Annotated in this window: 16 protein-coding genes and 1 pseudogene; 11 read left to right on the top strand and 6 right to left on the bottom strand. The window is 71.4% G+C overall.

The genetic code is table 11. The annotated features are described in order from the left end of the window. Positions 1-348 (bottom strand): annotated as a pseudogene (locus C1J00_RS10625) (MarR family transcriptional regulator); the annotation flags it as partial. 144 nt (positions 349-492) lie between these two features. Here C1J00_RS10625 and C1J00_RS10630 point away from each other — a divergent pair. Beyond that, the gene (locus C1J00_RS10630; RefSeq protein ID WP_102908792.1) at positions 493-1098 is read left to right on the top strand and encodes a TetR/AcrR family transcriptional regulator; all 606 of its coding nucleotides are present in this window, start codon (positions 493-495) and stop codon (positions 1096-1098) included. 7 nt (positions 1099-1105) lie between these two features. On the opposite strand, the gene C1J00_RS10635 is transcribed toward C1J00_RS10630, so the two are convergent. The 4 genes from C1J00_RS10635 to C1J00_RS10650 form a co-directional block, all read right to left on the bottom strand. Beyond that, on the bottom strand, positions 1106-1429 hold the full coding sequence (locus C1J00_RS10635; protein ID WP_102908793.1) for a DMT family transporter: 324 nt from the start codon (positions 1427-1429) through the stop codon (positions 1106-1108). A gap of 138 nt (positions 1430-1567) precedes the next feature. Beyond that, a complete protein-coding gene (gene rsgA, locus C1J00_RS10640; RefSeq protein ID WP_102908794.1) occupies positions 1568-2578 on the bottom strand; it encodes a ribosome small subunit-dependent GTPase A in 1011 nt (336 codons plus the stop codon). Between the two features lie 17 nt (positions 2579-2595). After that, positions 2596-3912, bottom strand: coding sequence for a 3-phosphoshikimate 1-carboxyvinyltransferase (gene aroA / locus C1J00_RS10645; RefSeq protein ID WP_102908795.1), 1317 nt, complete (start codon positions 3910-3912; stop codon positions 2596-2598). Between the two features lie 178 nt (positions 3913-4090). After that, positions 4091-4813, bottom strand: coding sequence for a M50 family metallopeptidase (locus tag C1J00_RS10650; protein ID WP_102908796.1), 723 nt, complete (start codon positions 4811-4813; stop codon positions 4091-4093). A gap of 103 nt (positions 4814-4916) precedes the next feature. Between C1J00_RS10650 and C1J00_RS10655 the strand changes: the two genes are divergently transcribed. The 10 genes from C1J00_RS10655 (at position 4917) to C1J00_RS10700 (ending at position 15037) form a co-directional block, all read left to right on the top strand. Next, positions 4917-5732, top strand: coding sequence for an SOS response-associated peptidase (locus tag C1J00_RS10655; RefSeq protein ID WP_102908797.1), 816 nt, complete (start codon positions 4917-4919; stop codon positions 5730-5732). Position 5733: 1 nt separating this feature from the next. Continuing rightward, the gene (locus tag C1J00_RS10660) at positions 5734-6390 is read left to right on the top strand and encodes an alpha/beta hydrolase family protein (protein ID WP_180989496.1); all 657 of its coding nucleotides are present in this window, start codon (positions 5734-5736) and stop codon (positions 6388-6390) included. A 256-nt stretch (positions 6391-6646) separates the two neighbouring features. Further along, entirely contained in the window at positions 6647-7333 is a 687-nt protein-coding gene (gene sigR / locus C1J00_RS10665; protein WP_102908798.1) for an RNA polymerase sigma factor SigR, read from the top strand. After that, a complete protein-coding gene (gene rsrA, locus C1J00_RS10670) occupies positions 7330-7641 on the top strand; it encodes a mycothiol system anti-sigma-R factor (protein ID WP_033314427.1) in 312 nt (103 codons plus the stop codon). Before sigR ends, rsrA begins: the two co-directional genes overlap by 4 nt. Before the next feature lie 151 nt (positions 7642-7792). Then, positions 7793-9163: an HD-GYP domain-containing protein gene (locus C1J00_RS10675; protein WP_102908799.1), complete on the top strand. Its 1371-nt coding sequence runs from the start codon at positions 7793-7795 to the stop codon at positions 9161-9163. Continuing rightward, a complete protein-coding gene (locus C1J00_RS10680; protein ID WP_180989497.1) occupies positions 9160-10407 on the top strand; it encodes an HD domain-containing protein in 1248 nt (415 codons plus the stop codon). The genes C1J00_RS10675 and C1J00_RS10680 overlap by 4 nt, the downstream gene beginning before the upstream one ends. Before the next feature lie 117 nt (positions 10408-10524). Continuing rightward, a complete protein-coding gene (locus C1J00_RS10685; protein WP_102908817.1) occupies positions 10525-11505 on the top strand; it encodes a tetratricopeptide repeat protein in 981 nt (326 codons plus the stop codon). Between the two features lie 133 nt (positions 11506-11638). Continuing rightward, positions 11639-12289: a peptide deformylase gene (gene def, locus C1J00_RS10690; RefSeq protein WP_102908801.1), complete on the top strand. Its 651-nt coding sequence runs from the start codon at positions 11639-11641 to the stop codon at positions 12287-12289. A 295-nt stretch (positions 12290-12584) separates the two neighbouring features. After that, positions 12585-13670, top strand: coding sequence for an epi-isozizaene synthase (gene cyc1 / locus C1J00_RS10695; protein WP_102908802.1), 1086 nt, complete (start codon positions 12585-12587; stop codon positions 13668-13670). Then, on the top strand, positions 13667-15037 hold the full coding sequence (locus C1J00_RS10700; RefSeq protein ID WP_102908803.1) for a bifunctional albaflavenone monooxygenase/terpene synthase: 1371 nt from the start codon (positions 13667-13669) through the stop codon (positions 15035-15037). The genes cyc1 and C1J00_RS10700 overlap by 4 nt, the downstream gene beginning before the upstream one ends. A 13-nt stretch (positions 15038-15050) precedes the next feature. Here the strand turns inward: C1J00_RS10700 and C1J00_RS10705 are convergent, their stop codons facing one another. After that, the gene (locus tag C1J00_RS10705; protein ID WP_102908804.1) at positions 15051-16013 is read right to left on the bottom strand and encodes a GlxA family transcriptional regulator; all 963 of its coding nucleotides are present in this window, start codon (positions 16011-16013) and stop codon (positions 15051-15053) included. Positions 16014-16027 lie beyond the last annotated feature (14 nt).

The following is a 16027-nucleotide window of genomic DNA, read 5'->3' on the forward strand; positions in this document are numbered from 1 at the left end:
GTCCGGGGCTTGGTGTGGAGGACGGCGCGCGCCTGCTTCCGCGGCGCGGGCGGTGCTCTCGGAGACGAAGTCGAGGAAACGGGCGACGTTCTCGAGGCGGGCGGCGGCCGGGGTGCCGGGGCCGAGGACGCCGACGCCCTGCCGCGCGGTCTCGACGACCTGGGCGATGGCCTTCGCGCTGGCCAGCATCGACCGGTACCAGATGTCGTCGTCGACGACGTAGCGCTCGCGGCGGCCGTGGTCCGCCTCCCGGCGGACGAATCCCTGGCCGTCGAGGAACGCGACCGCCTTGGAGACGGACGCTGGGCTGACCTGGAGCCGCTGGGCGAGTTCGGACGCGGTGATCGTCTGCCCGGGGCGAGTCCGCGGCAGGGGCGACGCACCGCGCGACAAGGCCGAAACGCGCCCCCGCACGCACTCGCGAACCCTTGACAGTGCTGCCGTGCGCGTCAAACCTGGGCGCAGAGCCGCTCGCCCCAAAGGGAGGCGAAGATGCCTGCAGCGCGGGAATCCTTACTGGACGCCGCCTACACGGCGCTGGTGCGCCGGCCGTGGTCCGCCGTACGGATGGTGGACGTGGCCGCGGCGGCCGGAGTGTCCCGCCAGACGCTGTACAACGAGTTCGGCAGCAAGGACGGTCTGGCCAGGGCGCTGGTGAGGAGGGAGGCCGACGGGTATCTCGCCGGGGTGGACCGCGCTCTCACCGAGCACAGCGACGCCCGCGACCGGCTCACCGCCACCGCCGAGTGGACCGCCTCGGCGGCCCGGGACAACGTTCTCGTCCGCGCCATGCTCACCGGCTGCTGGAGTGAGCGGCTGCCCGCCCCGGGACTGGCGGCCGTGCCGTCCACCTCCGCCGTACCGGCCCAGCGCCGCGCCGACGGGCCCCTGCCCTCGCCCGGCGACTTCGTCGCCGTCGTCCGCGACCGGGCCGTCACCTTCCTGGCCGGCCCCGGCACGCCCAAGTCCGCCACGGCCGACCTGGCCCGCTCCTGCGAACTCGCCGTCCGGCTCGCCCTGTCGTGTGTGGCCGCGCCGCCCGGCGAGGGCGGCGTCGCCGGCCTGGTCCGCAGCGCCCTGGAGCGGCAGGCCGGCTGACAGGACGTCAGTGCGCAGACCCCGACAACTGCAAACCGACCACGCCGATGATGACGAGACTGATCGACACGATCTTCAGCGTCGACACCAGGTCCCCCAGGAACACCATGCCGTAGATCGCCGTCCCCGCCGCACCGATGCCCGTCCACACGGCGTACGCGGGGCCCACGTCGAGCTTTTTCAGTGCCAGGGTCAGCAGGCCGAAGCTGCCGAGGGCGAAGACGCAGAAGGCGACCGTCGGCCAGAGCCGGGTGAAGCCGTGGGACAGCTTCAGACACACCGCGAAGCCGGTCTCGAGCAACCCGGCCACGATGACCAGCAGCCACGCCATGAGTCGTCCTCCCGTATCCCACGTTCAGTGACCGCTCAGCCAAGTTCGTCGCGCTCTTCATGCTTTGGCCGGGCTTGCATGCGGCTTGCGTGCGATTATGCACTTACCGCCCGTGCACCGGCACAAACAACGCGGAGGTCAGTCGCCTTCCTTGCGCTCGCGCGTGGCCAGCAGCCGACGCAGCGAGTAGAGCCGCGCCGGATCCGCGTGCCCCTCGGCCACCCAGGCGTCCAGCGCGCAGTCCGGCTCGTCGTGACTGCACGCACGCGGGCAGCCCTCGGTGCCGGGCTCCAGGTCGGGGAAGGCGTGGATGACCTGGGACGGGTCCACGTGGTGCAGGCCGAAGGACCGCAGGCCCGGCGTGTCGATCACCCAGCCGTCACTGCCCGACAGCGACAGCGCCAGCGCCGAGGTGGTGGTGTGGCGTCCGCGGCCCGTCACCGCGTTCACATGCCCGGTCGTACGCCGCTGATCTTCCGGCACCAGCGAGTTGACCAAGGTCGTCTTGCCGACCCCGGAGTGGCCGACGAACGCGGTGATCTTGCCGTCGAGCTGCTCGCGCACCCGGGCCAGGGCGGTTCCGTTCTGCAGTTCCTCGCGGCTGGTCACGACGTAGGGGATGTCGAGGTGGCCGTACAGCTCCAGCAGCTTGTCGGGCGGGGCGAGGTCCGACTTGGTCAGAACCAGCAGCGGGTCCAGGCCGCCCGCGTAGGCCGCGACCAGACAGCGGTCGATGAGCCGGGGGCGGGGCTCAGGGTCGGCCAGGGCGGTGACGACGGCCAGCTGGTCGGCGTTGGCGACGACCACCCGCTCGAACGGGTCGTCGTCGTCCGCCGTGCGCCGCAGGACCGAGGTCCGCTCCTCGATGCGCACGATCCTCGCCAGTGAGTCCTTCCTGCCCGTCAGGTCGCCCACGATGGCCACGCGGTCGCCGACCACCGCCGCCTTCCGGCCCAGCTCGCGGGCCTTCATCGCCATGACCACACGGTCCTCGACGAGGCAGGTCAGGCGGCCCCGGTCGACGGTGAGGACAAGGCCCTCGGCGGCGTCGTCGTGTTTGGGGCGGATGTTCGTCCGGGGCCGGGTGTTCCGGCGGCCGGGACGGGTGCGGATGTCGTCCTCGTCGGTGTGCTTGCCGTAGCGGCGCATGACCTGATCCCCGCGTCCTATGCCCCGAGCATCCCGGTCCACAGGTCGGGGAAGTCGGGCAGGGTCTTGGCCGTCGTCGCCACGTTCTCGATCTGCACGCCCTCCACCGCCAGTCCGATGATCGCGCCGGCCGTGGCCATGCGGTGGTCGTCGTAGGTGTGGAAGATCCCGCCGTGCAGCCGGCGCGGGCGGATGTGCAGACCGTCGGCGGTCTCCGTGACGTCGCCGCCGAGTTCGTTGATCTCCTTGGTGAGCGCGGCCAGCCGGTCCGTCTCGTGCAGCCGCAGATGGGCCACGCCGCGCAGGGTCGACGGGGAGTCCGCGAGGGCCGCGACCGCCGCGATGCCCGGCGTCAGCTCACCGACCTCGCCCAGGTCGACGTCGATGCCGTGCACCGAGCCGGAGCCGGTGAACGCCAGCCCGTGGTCGGTCAGTTCGCAGGAGCCGCCCATCTCGGTGAAGATCTCGCGCAGCCGGTCACCGGGCTGTGTGGTGCGGGAGGGCCAGTCCGGGACGACGACCTTGCCGCCGGTCACCAGCGCCGCCGCCAGGAACGGCTGGGCGTTCGACAGGTCCGGCTCGATGACCAGGTCCCGGCCGAGCAGGGCGCCCGGAGAGACCCGCCACACGTTCGGCTCGCCGCCCGACTCGGGCGTGTCCACCTGGGCGCCGACCGCGCGCAGCATGTCGACGGTCATGCGGATGTGCGGCATGGAGGGCAGCGTGGCGCCGGTGTGGCGGACCTCGACCCCCTGGTTGAAGCGCGGCCCGGACAGCAGCAGGGCGCTCACGAACTGCGACGAGGAGGAGGCGTCGACGGCGACCGTCCCGCCGTCCAGGGCACCACTGCCGTGCACGGTCAAGGGCAGCGCGCCGCGGCCGTCGTCGTCGATCCGGGCGCCGAGCTGACGCAGCGCGTCGATGACGCCGTTCAGCGGACGCTCGTAGGAACGGGGGTCGCCGTCGAACCGGACGGAGCCGTCGGCGAGCGCGGCGACCGGCGGCAGGAACCGCATCACCGTGCCGGCGTTGCCGACGTCGACCGTGGCCGGGCCGCGCAGGCCGGTGGGGAGCACACGCCAGGCCTCGCCGGTGCCGTCGGGTCCCACGCCCTCCTCGATCTCGATGCCCATGGCGCGCAGCGCGCCGGCCATCAGCAGGGTGTCGCGGGAGCGCAGGGGGCGGCGCAGCCAGCCGGGCTCGGAGGCGAGGGAGGCGAGGACCAGGGCGCGGTTGGTGACCGACTTGGACCCGGGCACGTGGACCGTCGCGTCGACGGCTCCGCTCGCGTGCGGGGCGGGCCAGAGGGCGGTGTCTGCGGTGTTCGGGGCCATGGCCCCACTTTATAAGCAGGCCGTCGTCCGAGTGCGGCGCCGTGGGGCCGGTCGCACTCGCGTGGTGGAGCCACGCGCCGCGGTGGCCCCACGCGCCTTCGGGCCGGGGCACCGCGGCGGCCCCACGCGCCTTCGGGCCGGGGCACCGCGGTGGCCCCACGCCCCTTCGGGCGGGCCGTCACATCTCCAGCAGCCAGCGTCCTCCGCCGATCAGTGAGCACAGTGACACCGCGTGGAACAGGAAGAACCAGAGTCCCGCCGGTACGTGCGTCAGCCGCGACAGCTGATCGGCGTCCGAGTCCCCGGCTCCGCCCCGGGCCCGCTTCGCCTGGAGTTCGAAGGCCGGGCGGACTCCGCCGATCAGCAGGAACCACACCACCGCGTACGCGAACGCCGCCTGGACCTGGGGGCCGGCCAGCCAGGACACCAGCACGAACAGGCCGCCGGTGACGAGCATGGTCAGGGCGCCGTAGGCGTTGCGGATCATCACGAGCATGACGAGAAGCAGGGCCGTGGCCAGCCACAGCAGGAGCGTGATGCGGCCGGAGCCCAGCAGGGAAGCCCCGCCGAGCCCCAGCAGGGGCGGGGCCGTGTAACCCGCTGCGGCGGTGAGGATCATGCCGATGCCGTGCGGCTTGCCACGGCTGACGGTCAGGCCGCTGGTGTCCGAGTGCAGACGTATGCCCGTCAGGGTGCGGCCGGTGAGCAGGGCCACGATCCCGTGGCCGCCCTCGTGGGCGATGGTGATCGCGTTGCGGGAGATGCGCCACAGGCCGGGCGGGACCACGACGGCGAGCGCGGCGCCCAGGGTCGCGATCACCACCCACAGGTCGGGGTCGGGCTGCGTGCCGGACACCTCGTCCCAGAGGGTGGCGAGCGAGGCGGTTGCGGTGCTGTCCATGTGCGGCGTCGGCTCCCTGCGGTCGATCCAATGGGTGCGGCGCGCAGCGCCGTCGTTGAGGGGTAGTGGTCGGGCGGCGGGTGGGCCTGGCAGTGTGGCACGTATGTGCGGACGGTATTCAGCGAGTCGTAGACCAGAGGATCTCGCAGGAATCTTTGAGATCGAGAAGTGGGAGCCCGAGGAGACGCTCGCCCCTGACTACAACGTGGCGCCCACCAAAGAGGTCTACGCCGTTTTGGACCGCCCCCTGAAAGACGCAGACGACCCGCGGCCGGTTCGGCAGCTGCGCACGCTGAAGTGGGGGCTCGTCCCGTCCTGGTCGAAGACCCCCGAGGGCGGGGCCCGGATGATCAACGCCCGCGCGGAAACCGTCCACGAGAAGCCGTCCTACCGCCGTGCCTTCACCTCCCGGCGCTGCATCCTGCCCGCCGACGGCTACTACGAGTGGGTCACCGGCAACCAGGAGCGCGAGCTGGAGGTCGAGGGCAAGAAGAAGCGGCCCCGCAAGCAGCCCTACTTCGTGACACCGGCGGACGGGTCGGTCTTCGCCATGGCCGGGCTGTACGAGTTCTGGCGGGACAAGACGCTGCCCGACGACCACCCGCAGGCCTGGTGGGTGACGTGCTCGGTGATCACCACGGAGGCCGAGCAGAGCCCGCTGGCGGTGTCCCCGGCCGACGGACCGCGGGCGCTGGCCGAGATCCACCCCAGGATGCCGCTGATGCTGACACCCGACCGCTGGGACGCCTGGCTGGACCCCTCCCGCACGGACGCCGACGACCTGCGCGAGCTGCTCGCCCCGCCGCCCGAAGGACTGATGCGGGCCTACCCGGTCGCCACGGCCGTCAGCAACGTCCGCAACAACGGGCCGGAGCTGCTGAAGGAGCTGGAAGGACCCGAAGAGGGCACACTCTTCTGATGTGACGCATGTGACGACGACGGCCGGCACGACCACCGAGACCGTCGAGACCGACGCCGGAACCGCCCGCATCACCTGGCACGGGGCGAAGAAGGCCCGGCTGGTGCTGGCGGTCAGCCATGGCGCGGGCGGTGGCATCGAGGCCCGTGACCTGGTGGCTCTGGCCGGAGCCCTGCCCGCCCACGGCGTGGCCGTCGCCCGCGTGGAGCAGCCCTGGCGGGTGGCCGGGAAGAAGCTGGCGCCCGCGCCGAAGACCCTGGACGTCGGCTGGCGCGGCATCTGGCCCGCCCTTGCGCGGTCCGGTCTGCCGGTCGTCTCCGGCGGGCGCAGCGCCGGAGCCCGGGTGGCCTGCCGCACGGCGACCGAACTGGGTGCCCGCGCGGTGCTCGCGCTCAGCTTCCCGCTCCACCCGCCGGGCAAGCCGGAGAAGTCCCGCGCCGACGAGCTGCTGGGCGCCGGGGTGCCCACCCTGGTCGTACAGGGCGGCAATGATCCGTTCGGGAAGCCGGAGGAATTCCCCGAGGGGGCGTTCGAGCTCGTGGAGGTCCCGTACGGGGATCACGGCTTCGCCGTGCCGAAACGCGCGGACCTCTCGCAGGACGACGCCGTGTCCCTCATCACGGACGCGGTCGTGGAGTGGACCGGGTCACTCGGGTAAAGCTTCGGGAATGCCGGGGCGGCGGTCACTGTTGTGCGGGACGTACGTGCTGGAGACCAGCACCGACGTCACAGGAGAGGGAGTCCGCCGCATGGGTTCGACCATCTGCCCGACCCGCAGCAGCCGCGCCGACCTGGACTGGACGGTGCTGCACGCGGGCAAGACCGCTCCTATTGGGGCGGCGGGCGGACCGGATCGTCGTCTATCCTCCGATTCGGGTGAGACCGGTCTCGGTCTCACGAGAACACTCGAGGAGGTGGGTCCGGTCACAGGGACCGACGCAGGGACCGAAAACGGCCAGGCGGAGCAGCCCGAAGGCCAGGGCGGCACGGGCGCGGAGACGGCCGCGGAGCGCAATGCGCGCTTCGAGCGGGACGCGCTCGAGTTCCTCGACCAGATGTACTCGGCCGCGCTGCGCATGACGCGCAACCCGGCCGACGCCGAGGACCTGGTGCAGGAGACCTACGCCAAGGCGTACGCGTCCTTCCACCAGTTCCGCGAGGGCACCAACCTCAAGGCGTGGCTGTACCGGATCCTCACCAACACCTTCATCAACTCGTACCGCAAGAAGCAGCGCGAACCTCAGCGCTCCGCGGCCGAGGAGATCGAGGACTGGCAGCTCGCCCGCGCCGAGTCGCACATGTCGACGGGCTTGCGCTCCGCGGAGTCGCAGGCGCTCGACCACCTGCCCGACTCGGACGTGAAGCGGGCGCTCCAGGCGATCCCCGAGGAGTTCCGCATCGCCGTCTACCTGGCGGACGTCGAGGGGTTTGCCTACAAGGAGATCGCCGACATCATGGGGACACCCATCGGTACGGTGATGTCCCGGCTGCACCGGGGCCGCCGTCAGCTGCGCGGCATGCTGGAGGACTACGCCCGTGACCGCGGGATGGTCCCGGCCGGTGCCGGAGAGTCGAACGAAGCGAAAGGCTCGGGGTCATGAGCTGCGGAGAGCCGCACGAGACGGATTGCAGCGAAATCCTCGATCATCTCTACGAGTTCCTCGACCGTGAGATGCCGGACTCGGACTGTGTGAAGTTCGAGCACCACTTCGAGGAGTGCTCGCCCTGCCTCGAGAAGTACGGGCTCGAACAGGCCGTGAAGAAGCTCGTCAAGCGCTGCTGCGGGCACGACGACGTGCCGGGCGACCTGCGGGACAAGGTCATGGGGCGGATCGAGCTGATCCGCTCCGGCCAGGCCGTCCCCGAGCAGGACGTCACGGCCTCGCCCGCCACGCCCCAGGAGTCCTGACACTCCTGCTCTTTGCAACTACCCCACTTCTGAACGGGTAGTCGCCCTCGAACGCGTCACTCGAACGTGCGAATCCGCGGGTTATCGGCCCGCGGACCCCCTGCCCCCGTCCTAGGCTCCGGGCCTGACGGACACTGCCGGGGGAGGGCTCTTGGAAGCGGTACCGGCACGGGCACGTGTCTCCATCGCCTGTGCCGCCATTGCCGCGCTGCTCTGCCTGCTGCCGCTGCCGGGCGTACCCGCGCCCTGGTGGGCGGTCGCGCTGCTCGCCGCGCTGTACGCCGGCTGTGAGCGCGTCGCCCGGTCCCGGTTCGTGGGCATCTCCCATCCCGCCGGAACCTTCTACCCCGTCCTGCTCGCCGGTGCCTTCCTGCTGCCGCCGCCCGCCGCGGCGCTGGTGGCCGTGCCCGGTGCGCTGCTCTCGCACGCCGGGCAGCGGCCCGTGGCGCTGCGGCGCGTCTGGCGGGCCGCCCAGCTCGTCCTCGGGGTGTGGGCCGCGGCCAGTGTGCACTCGCTGCTCGGCGGACGGGACGCGGTGGCCGCGGGCGACGTCCCGTACGCCCTCGGCCCGGCCGGGGCGGCCGTGCTGGCGTTCTGCCTGGTGCTCGCGCTGCTCGACGGCGGGATCCTGGCCGTGGGCGTGGGGGCACCGCCCGCGCCCTTCAGACAGTGGGGGAGGGTGCCGGTCCGGCGGGCCTGGCGGGGACTGGTGGCGCGCTCGCTCGCGCCCATCGCCGTGCACGGCCTCGCCGGACTGATGATGGCCGTCCTGTGGCGCAGCCCCTACGGGCCGGTCGCCGCGCTCCTCGTGCTGTTGCCGATGTGCGTCTCCTGGTGGGCGTTCGCCCAGTACCACCGGGAACGCGCCGCCCATCAGGCGACCATCCGGGCGCTGGTCCAGGCCGTCGACATCAAGGACGGGTACACCCGCGGGCACAGCGAGCGCGTCGGGCAGGCCTCCATGATGATCGCGCGTGAGCTGGGCATGGCCGACGAGCGCGTGGAAGTGCTCCGCTTCGCCGGGATCCTGCACGACGTGGGCAAGCTCGGCGTCCCCACCCGGCTGCTCAGGAAGGACGGGCCGCTGACGCCCGAGGAGCGGCGGGTGATCGAGCTACATCCGGAGTACGGGCACGAGATGGTGCGCGGCATCGGTTTCCTCGGCGAGGCCCGCGCCGCCGTGCTGCACCACCACGAGCGGCTGGACGGCAGCGGCTACCCGTACGGCCTGGTGGGCCGTCAGATCCCGGAGTCCGCTCGGGTCGTGGCGGTCGCGGACGCCTTCGACGCCATGACCTCCACCCGGAGCTACAGCAGGGCCCGGCCCGTCGCGGTGGCCCTGGCGGAGCTGGAGCGGTGCGCGGGCAGCCAGTTCGACCCGGTGATGGTCGCGGCGCTCGTCGAAGCCGTCGGGCGGACGGGGTGGCACCCCGCGGTGACCGCCGACGACGAGAAGCCCCAGGCGCCCCGGGTGCCCCCGCCCGGCGCACCTCTCTCCAGCCGCCCGGGAGCACACCGATGAGCGCGTACCGGCCGCCACCGCTCCTCACCCTCGTCCACGCCTGCGCCGCCCTCCTCGCCGCCGGCTCCCTCGCCGTCACCCTCTACGACGGCCTGGAGGAACGCCGGGTCGCCCTCGCCTTCGGCGTTCTCATCACCGTCGGTGAGCTCTCCCGGCGCAACGGCGCGCAGATCCGGGAGCCGGCACCGCTCGGGGCAGCCGCGGCCCTGTCCTACGCCCTGCTCGGCGAGGCCGGCGGACGGGCCACCCACCACGGCCCCGCCCACGTCGTCGCCGTGGTGCTGGCCGCCTCACTCCTCGGCAGCGTCCCGCACATCGCACGCGGGCAGGGACCCACACTCGACCACCTGGCGCGCCGCGTGCTCACCGTCGGGTTCGTCGCCGTGTGCTTCCAGCCCCCGTACAACCGGGGCATGTTCGACGACTGGGGCGGTCCCGCCTACGCGCTGCTGCTGCTCGCGCTGCTGTCGCTCACCGCCCTGTGCGACGCGGTGCTCGCCGCCGCCCTGGCCCACACCCGCACCGGCTGGCCCTTCGGCCCGGTGCTGCGGGACGAGCTGCGGGCGGTGTGCGGCATCGGGTCCGCCGTCATCGCCACCGGGGCGGTGATGGCGCTGGCGGTCGCCGTCGTGGGCCTGTGGGCGCTGCCGGTCTTCTCCGTGCCGCTGCTGCTCGCCCAGATGTCGTTCCGCCGGTACGCCGCAGTGCGGGCGACCTACCGGCAGACCATCGCCTCCCTCGCCCGGGCCACCGAGGTCGCCGGATACACCCCCTGCGGGCACGCCCGGCGGGTCGCCGCGGTCAGCCAGGCGGTGGGGCGCGACCTGGGGCTGACCGAGGCCGAGCTGACCGTGCTGGAGTACGCCGCGCTCATGCACGACATCGGCCAGCTGAGCCTCGTCGACCCGGTGCCGGCGGGCGCCACCGCCGCCCTGCCCGCCGCGGAGCAGCGGCGGATCGCCCTGCTCGGCGGAGCGGTCGTACGGCAGACGGGCGTCGACGAGGCGGTGGCCGTCGTCGTGGAGCGGCAGGCCGACCCCTACGCCGAGCAGCCGCTCGCCGCGCGAATCGTCCGGGCAGTGAACGCGTACGAGGAGAAGTCCCGGGAAGGAGGGCCCGGCGGGCCGCTGACGGCGCTGGAGGAACTCCGGCTCGCCACCTCCGGGACGTACGCCCCCGAGGTGGTGGAATCACTGGCCCGCGTCCTGGCAAGGAGCAGTCTGACCCTGCCCGTGGCTGGGTAACCCATGGGTAATGAGCGCCCTTGAGGCCGTACGTGGTTGGATGCGAAGGAGAAGGTGTCCGGGGGCTCGAAACACAGCTACGGCCAGCCCACCGCACGGAACTGGCAGGCGGGAATCGTGAGGATCTTCGGCAAGGGACGGCACCGGCCCTCCGCCTCCTGGCGGCAGGCCACAGACCGGGCGTTCACCCTCATCGGCGACGGCCGGTACGAGGACGCGGGCGCCCTGCTGACACGTGCCGCCGATCTGGAGCCCTGGCTTTCCGAGTCCTGGTTCAACCTCGCGCTGCTGCACAAGTTCCGGCACGACTGGGAGCAGGCGCGGGCGGCCGGGCTCAGGGCCGTGGCGCTGCTCGACCGGGACACCGGCGCGCCCGACTGGTGGAACGTCGGCATCTCCGCGACCGCGCTCCAGGACTGGCCCCTGGCCCGGCGCGCCTGGCAGGCCTACGGGCTGCGGGTACCGGGTGCCGCCAACGACTCCGGCGAGCCCCTCGGCATGGACCTCGGCAGCGCCGCCGTACGGCTGTCCCCGGAGGGGGAGGCCGAGGTCGTGTGGGGGCGACGGCTGGATCCCGCGCGGATCGAGGTGCTGTCCATTCCGCTGCCGTCGTCGGGGCGGCGCTGGGGCGAGGTCGTGCTGCACGACGGGGTGCCGCACGGGGAGCGGACGACGGCCGCCGGGCACACGTACCCGGTGTTCGACGAGATCGAGCTGTGGGCGCCGTCGCCCGTGCCGACCTGGGTGGTGCTGCTGGAGGCGGCGACCGAGTCGGACCGGGACGCGCTGGAGCGGCTGGCGGGCGACGCCGGGTTCGCAGCGGAGGACTGGTCCTCCTCGGTGCGGCTGCTGTGCCGGATGTGCTCGGAGTCGCGGATGCCGTCGGACGAGGGCGACGGAGAGCATCTCGATCCGCACGATCACAGCGAGCCGGGGCACCCCGGGCCGCTGGGGCACCGGACGGACGGGCAGCTGTGGGTGCCGGAGCGGGAGTGCGGGCTGGCCGCGCCGGCTTCGCTGGTCCGGGGGTTGCTGGACGGGTGGGTGGCCGACAGCCCGGATTCCCGGGGCTGGCGGGATTTGGAAGAGGTGTGCTGAGGCCGTCCTGTCGCTGCGGCGGCGTGGAGGGCTTGTCGCCCAGTTCCCCGCGCCCCTGAAGGCGGGGCGTTACACCCGCGTACCCTGTATCGCATCTCAGCCCGGTCAGTTTCAGGAAGGCGTACGTAACGTCATGGCTCAGCAGGACACCGATCAGCAGCGCGCGGGCGTGCTCCCCGTCGATGACGAGGGGTACGTGATCGACACGGAGGGCTGCGAGGAGCGCGAGGCTGCCTGGCGGGAGCGGGGGACCTCGCGGCCGATCACGGTCGTCGGGAACCCGGTGCTGCACAAGGAGTGCAAGGACGTCACCGACTTCGGCGACGCGTTCCAGCAGCTGGTCGCGGACATGTTCGCCAGCCAGCACACCGCCGAGGGCGTGGGCCTGGCCGCCAACCAGATCGGCGTCGACGCGAAGGTCTTCGTCTACGACTGCCCGGACGACGAGGGCGTCCGGCACACCGGCGTCGTCTGCAACCCCAAGCTCGTCGAACTGCCCGCCGACAAGCGCCGCCTGGACGACAGCAACGAGGGCTGCCTGTCGGTGCCCACCGCGTACGCGCCGCTCGCCCGGCCCGACTACGCCGAGGTGACCGGGCAGGACGAGAAGGGCAACCCGATCAAGGTGCGCGGCACCGGATACTTCGCACGGTGTTTGCAGCACGAGACCGACCACCTCTACGGGTACCTGTACATCGACCGGCTCTCCAAGCGCGAGCGCAAGGACGCGCTGCGGCAGATGGCCGAGAACGAGCCCCGCTACCCCGTGGTGGCCAACGACTGAGATCCCTGCCGCACCAGGCGCACGGCGTCTGTTCGGGTTCATCACCCTGAACAGGCGCCGTTCCTCTGTGCCGTTCGCCTGTCCGTCGCACGTTCGATCGCTTCTGCTCTGCTGGCGATCCGGTGGCAGTCACACAACGGGAGGTTCCCGGCACTGTGGGGTAGCGAATGAAGCAAATGCGTTCCCAGAACGGTCAGTTGTAGTGCTGAATGGGATGAGCGGGGTATGCAACGGCGCACGCCCGGCACGAAGGGAGGGGCGCCCGCGCCAACTGGCGTTCGAGAGGGGTTAGTTCGTGCATGCTTTGTCACACCGCACCACAACGGCACCGGTCACGATCGCAGTTCCACCGTCGCTCTCTCTCCCGGTGATCGAGGCGGCGTTTCCCCGGCAACTCCACCCGTATTGGCCGAAGTGCCAGGAGAAGACCCGGGCCTGGCTGCTCGAAAAGCGGCTCATGCCGGCGGACAAGGTGGAGGAATATGCCGACGGCCTTTGCTACACCGACCTCATGGCCGGGTACTACCTCGGCGCCTCCGACGAGGTCATGCAGGCGATCGCCGACTACAGCGCGTGGTTCTTCGTCTGGGACGACCGTCACGACCGCGACATCGTGCACGGCCGTCCGGGCGCCTGGCGGCTTCTGCGGGACCGGCTGCACTCGGCCCTCGACTCCCCCGGGGAGCACCTGCACCACGAGGACCCACTGGTCGCCGGTTTCGCGGACAGCGTGCTGCGGCTGTACGCGTTCCTGCCCCAGTCGTGGAACCTCCGGTTCGCCCGGCACTTCCACGCGGTGATCGACGCGTACGATCAGGAGTTCCACAACCGCACCGAGGGAATCGTCCCGACCGTCGAGGAATACCTCCGGCTGCGCCGGCTCACCTTCGCGCACTGGATCTGGACGGATCTGCTGGAGCCGACCGCCGGGTGTGAACTCCCCGATGCCGTGCGAAAGTATCCGGCATATCGGCGGGCGGCGCTGCTGAGCCAGGAATTCGCCGCCTGGTACAACGATTTGTGCTCGCTTCCGAAAGAGATAGCGGGCGACGAGGTGCACAATCTCGGAATCAGTCTCATCACCCATGAGGGGATGACTCTGGAACAGGCGGTCGCGGAAGTCCGGCGCCGTGTCGAGGAATGCATCACCGATTTCCAGGACGTCGAGCGGGAGGCATTGCGGTTCGCCGACGACCTCGCCGACGGCTCCGTGCGCGGAAAGGAACTGAGCTCCGCCGTGCGGGCCTGCCTGAGCAATATGCGGAACTGGTTCAGTTCCGTGTACTGGTTCCACCACGAGTCCGGCCGTTACATGGTCGACAGCTGGGACGACCGGTCCACACCCCCGTACGTCGACAACGAAGCGGCAGGTGAGAAATGACCATCGAGTCGGTGAAGCCCGAAACCCCGCCGGCCGTGGAACTGCGGGAACCGCCCCGGGCAGGGGGTGGCGTCCCCGTCCTCGGGCACGGCTGGAAGCTCGCGCGCGACCCGCTGGCGTTCATGTCACGGCTGCGCGACCACGGCGACGTCGTGCGGCTGAAGCTGGGGCCGAAGACGGTGTACGCGGTCACCGCCCCGGCCCTGACCGGCGCCCTGGCGCTGAGCAACGACTTCATCATCGCCGGGCCGCTGTGGGAGTCCCTGGAGGGCCTGCTCGGCAAGGAGGGCGTGGCCACGGCGAACGGCCCGCGCCACCGGCGCCAGCGGCGCACCATACAGCCCGCCTTCCGGCTCGACGCCATCCCCGCCTACGGCCCGATCATGGAGGAGGAGGCCCACGCGCTGACCGAGCGCTGGAAGCCCGGCGAGACGATCGACTGCACCTCGGAGTCCTTCCGGGTGGCCGTGCGCATCGCGGCGCGCTGTCTGCTGCGCGGCGACTACATGGACGAGCGGGCGGAACGGCTGTGCGTCGCTCTCGCCACCGTGTTCCGTGGGATGTACCGGCGGATGGTGGTCCCGCTCGGGCCGCTCTACAACCTGCCGCTCCCGGCCAACCGTGAATTCAACCGGGCGCTGGCCGATTTGCATCTCCTCGTCGACGAGATCGTCGCCGAGCGCCGGGCATCCGGTCAAAAGCCGGACGATTTGCTGACGGCATTGCTGGAGGCGACGGACGAGAATGGAGACCCGATCGGGGAACAGGAGATCCACGATCAGGTCGTCGCGATCCTCACCCCCGGCAGCGAGACCATCGCCTCCACGATCATGTGGCTGTTGCATATGCTCGCGGAGCACCCCGAACACGCCGACCGGGTACGCGACGAAGTGCTGGCCGTCACCGGTGGGAGGCCGGTGGCATTCGCAGACGTCCGAGGACTCAGGCACACCAACAATGTCGTCGTCGAGTCCATGCGTTTGAGCCCCGCCGTCTGGATTCTGACGCGCCGGGCGGTACGGGACACGGAACTCGGTGGATACCGCATTCCGTCCGGGGCGGACATCATCTACAGCCCGTACGCGATCCAGCGCGACCCGAAGTCGTACCGGCGGAACCTTGACTTCGACCCCGACCGCTGGCTTCCGGACCGGGTCAAGGACATTCCGAAGCACGCCATGAGCCCGTTCAGCGTGGGCAACCGCAAGTGCCCGAGCGATCACTTCTCGATGGCCCAGCTGACGCTCGTCACGGCTGCCCTGGCCACGAGGTACCGGTTCGAGCAGGTCCCGGGGTCCAAGGACGCCACCCGCGTCGGCATCACGCTCCGGCCGCACGACCTGCGGGTGCGGGCGGTGCGGAGGTGACGGGGGGGAGGTTTCAGGCGGCTTCGGGGCCTCTGAACGTCCGCCGGTAGGAGTTCGGCGTGGTTCCGATCGCCCGGACGAAGTGATGGCGCAGCGTGGCCGCGTTGCCGAACCCCGCTCGACCGGCGATCGCGTCCATCGTCTCGTCCGTCGCCTCCAGCAGCCGCTGGGCCAGCAGCACGCGCTGGCGCAGGATCCAGCGGTAGGGAGTCGTCCCGGTCTCCTGCTGGAAGCGGCGGGCGAAGGTGCGCGGGGACATGTGGGCGTGGGCGGCGAGCTGCTCGACGGTGACCTCCTCGTCGAGATGGCGCTCCATCCACGCCAGCACGTCGACGATCGTGTCGCCCTCGGGGTGGGGGAGCGGGCGCTCGATGTACTGGGCCTGGCCGCCGTCGCGGTGCGGTGGCACCACCATCCGCCGGGCGATCTTGTTGGCGACCTCGGAGCCCTGCTCCTTGCGCACCAGGTGCAGGCAGGCGTCGATGCCGGCGGCGGTGCCTGCGGAGGTGATCACCGGGTCCTCGTCGACGTAGAGGACGTCCGGCTCGACGATCACGCGCGGGTACTGCCGGGCGAGGTCCTTCGCGTGCTTCCAGTGCGTGGCGCAGCGGCGGCCGTCCAGCAGCCCGGCCGCGGCCAGCACGAAGACCCCGGAGCAGACGCTCAGCACTCGGGCACCGCGGTCGACCCCGCGCCGCAGGGCGTCCAGCAGCTCCGGGGGGAAGTCCCGGCAGGCGTAGCTGCGTCCGGCCGGCACGGCGATCAGGTCGGCCGTCTCCAGCCGCTCCAGGCCGTGCTCGGCCTGGAGCGAGAAGCCCGAGTTCATGCGGAGCACCGGGCCCTCGGCCGAGGCGACGGCGAAGTCGTAGACCGGCAGGCCCTCGTCGCTCCGGTCGGTGCCGAAGACCTCGCACACCACACCCAGTTCGAAGGGGTTCACGCCGTCGAGCAGGACGACGGCCACGTTCTGCAGCATGCCTCCAGTGTGCC

It is taken from the genome of Streptomyces cahuitamycinicus (assembly GCF_002891435.1).
Taxonomy (GTDB): domain Bacteria; phylum Actinomycetota; class Actinomycetes; order Streptomycetales; family Streptomycetaceae; genus Streptomyces; species Streptomyces cahuitamycinicus.

Bases quoted from the DNA above. Each gene is read 5' to 3' on its own strand.
- C1J00_RS10700 (WP_102908803.1), top strand. From the start codon at position 13,667: ATGACCATCGAGTCGGTGAAGCCCGAAACCCCGCCGGCCGTGGAACTG.
- C1J00_RS10680 (WP_180989497.1), top strand. From the start codon at position 9,160: ATGAGCGCGTACCGGCCGCCACCGCTCCTCACCCTCGTCCACGCCTGC.
- C1J00_RS10655 (WP_102908797.1), top strand. From the start codon at position 4,917: ATGTGCGGACGGTATTCAGCGAGTCGTAGACCAGAGGATCTCGCAGGA.
- aroA (WP_102908795.1), bottom strand. From the start codon at position 3,912: ATGGCCCCGAACACCGCAGACACCGCCCTCTGGCCCGCCCCGCACGCG.
- C1J00_RS10635 (WP_102908793.1), bottom strand. From the start codon at position 1,429: ATGGCGTGGCTGCTGGTCATCGTGGCCGGGTTGCTCGAGACCGGCTTC.
- def (WP_102908801.1), top strand. From the start codon at position 11,639: ATGGCTCAGCAGGACACCGATCAGCAGCGCGCGGGCGTGCTCCCCGTC.
- rsrA (WP_033314427.1), top strand. From the start codon at position 7,330: ATGAGCTGCGGAGAGCCGCACGAGACGGATTGCAGCGAAATCCTCGAT.
- C1J00_RS10630 (WP_102908792.1), top strand. From the start codon at position 493: ATGCCTGCAGCGCGGGAATCCTTACTGGACGCCGCCTACACGGCGCTG.
- rsgA (WP_102908794.1), bottom strand. From the start codon at position 2,578: ATGCGCCGCTACGGCAAGCACACCGACGAGGACGACATCCGCACCCGT.
- C1J00_RS10705 (WP_102908804.1), bottom strand. From the start codon at position 16,013: ATGCTGCAGAACGTGGCCGTCGTCCTGCTCGACGGCGTGAACCCCTTC.
- C1J00_RS10650 (WP_102908796.1), bottom strand. From the start codon at position 4,813: ATGGACAGCACCGCAACCGCCTCGCTCGCCACCCTCTGGGACGAGGTG.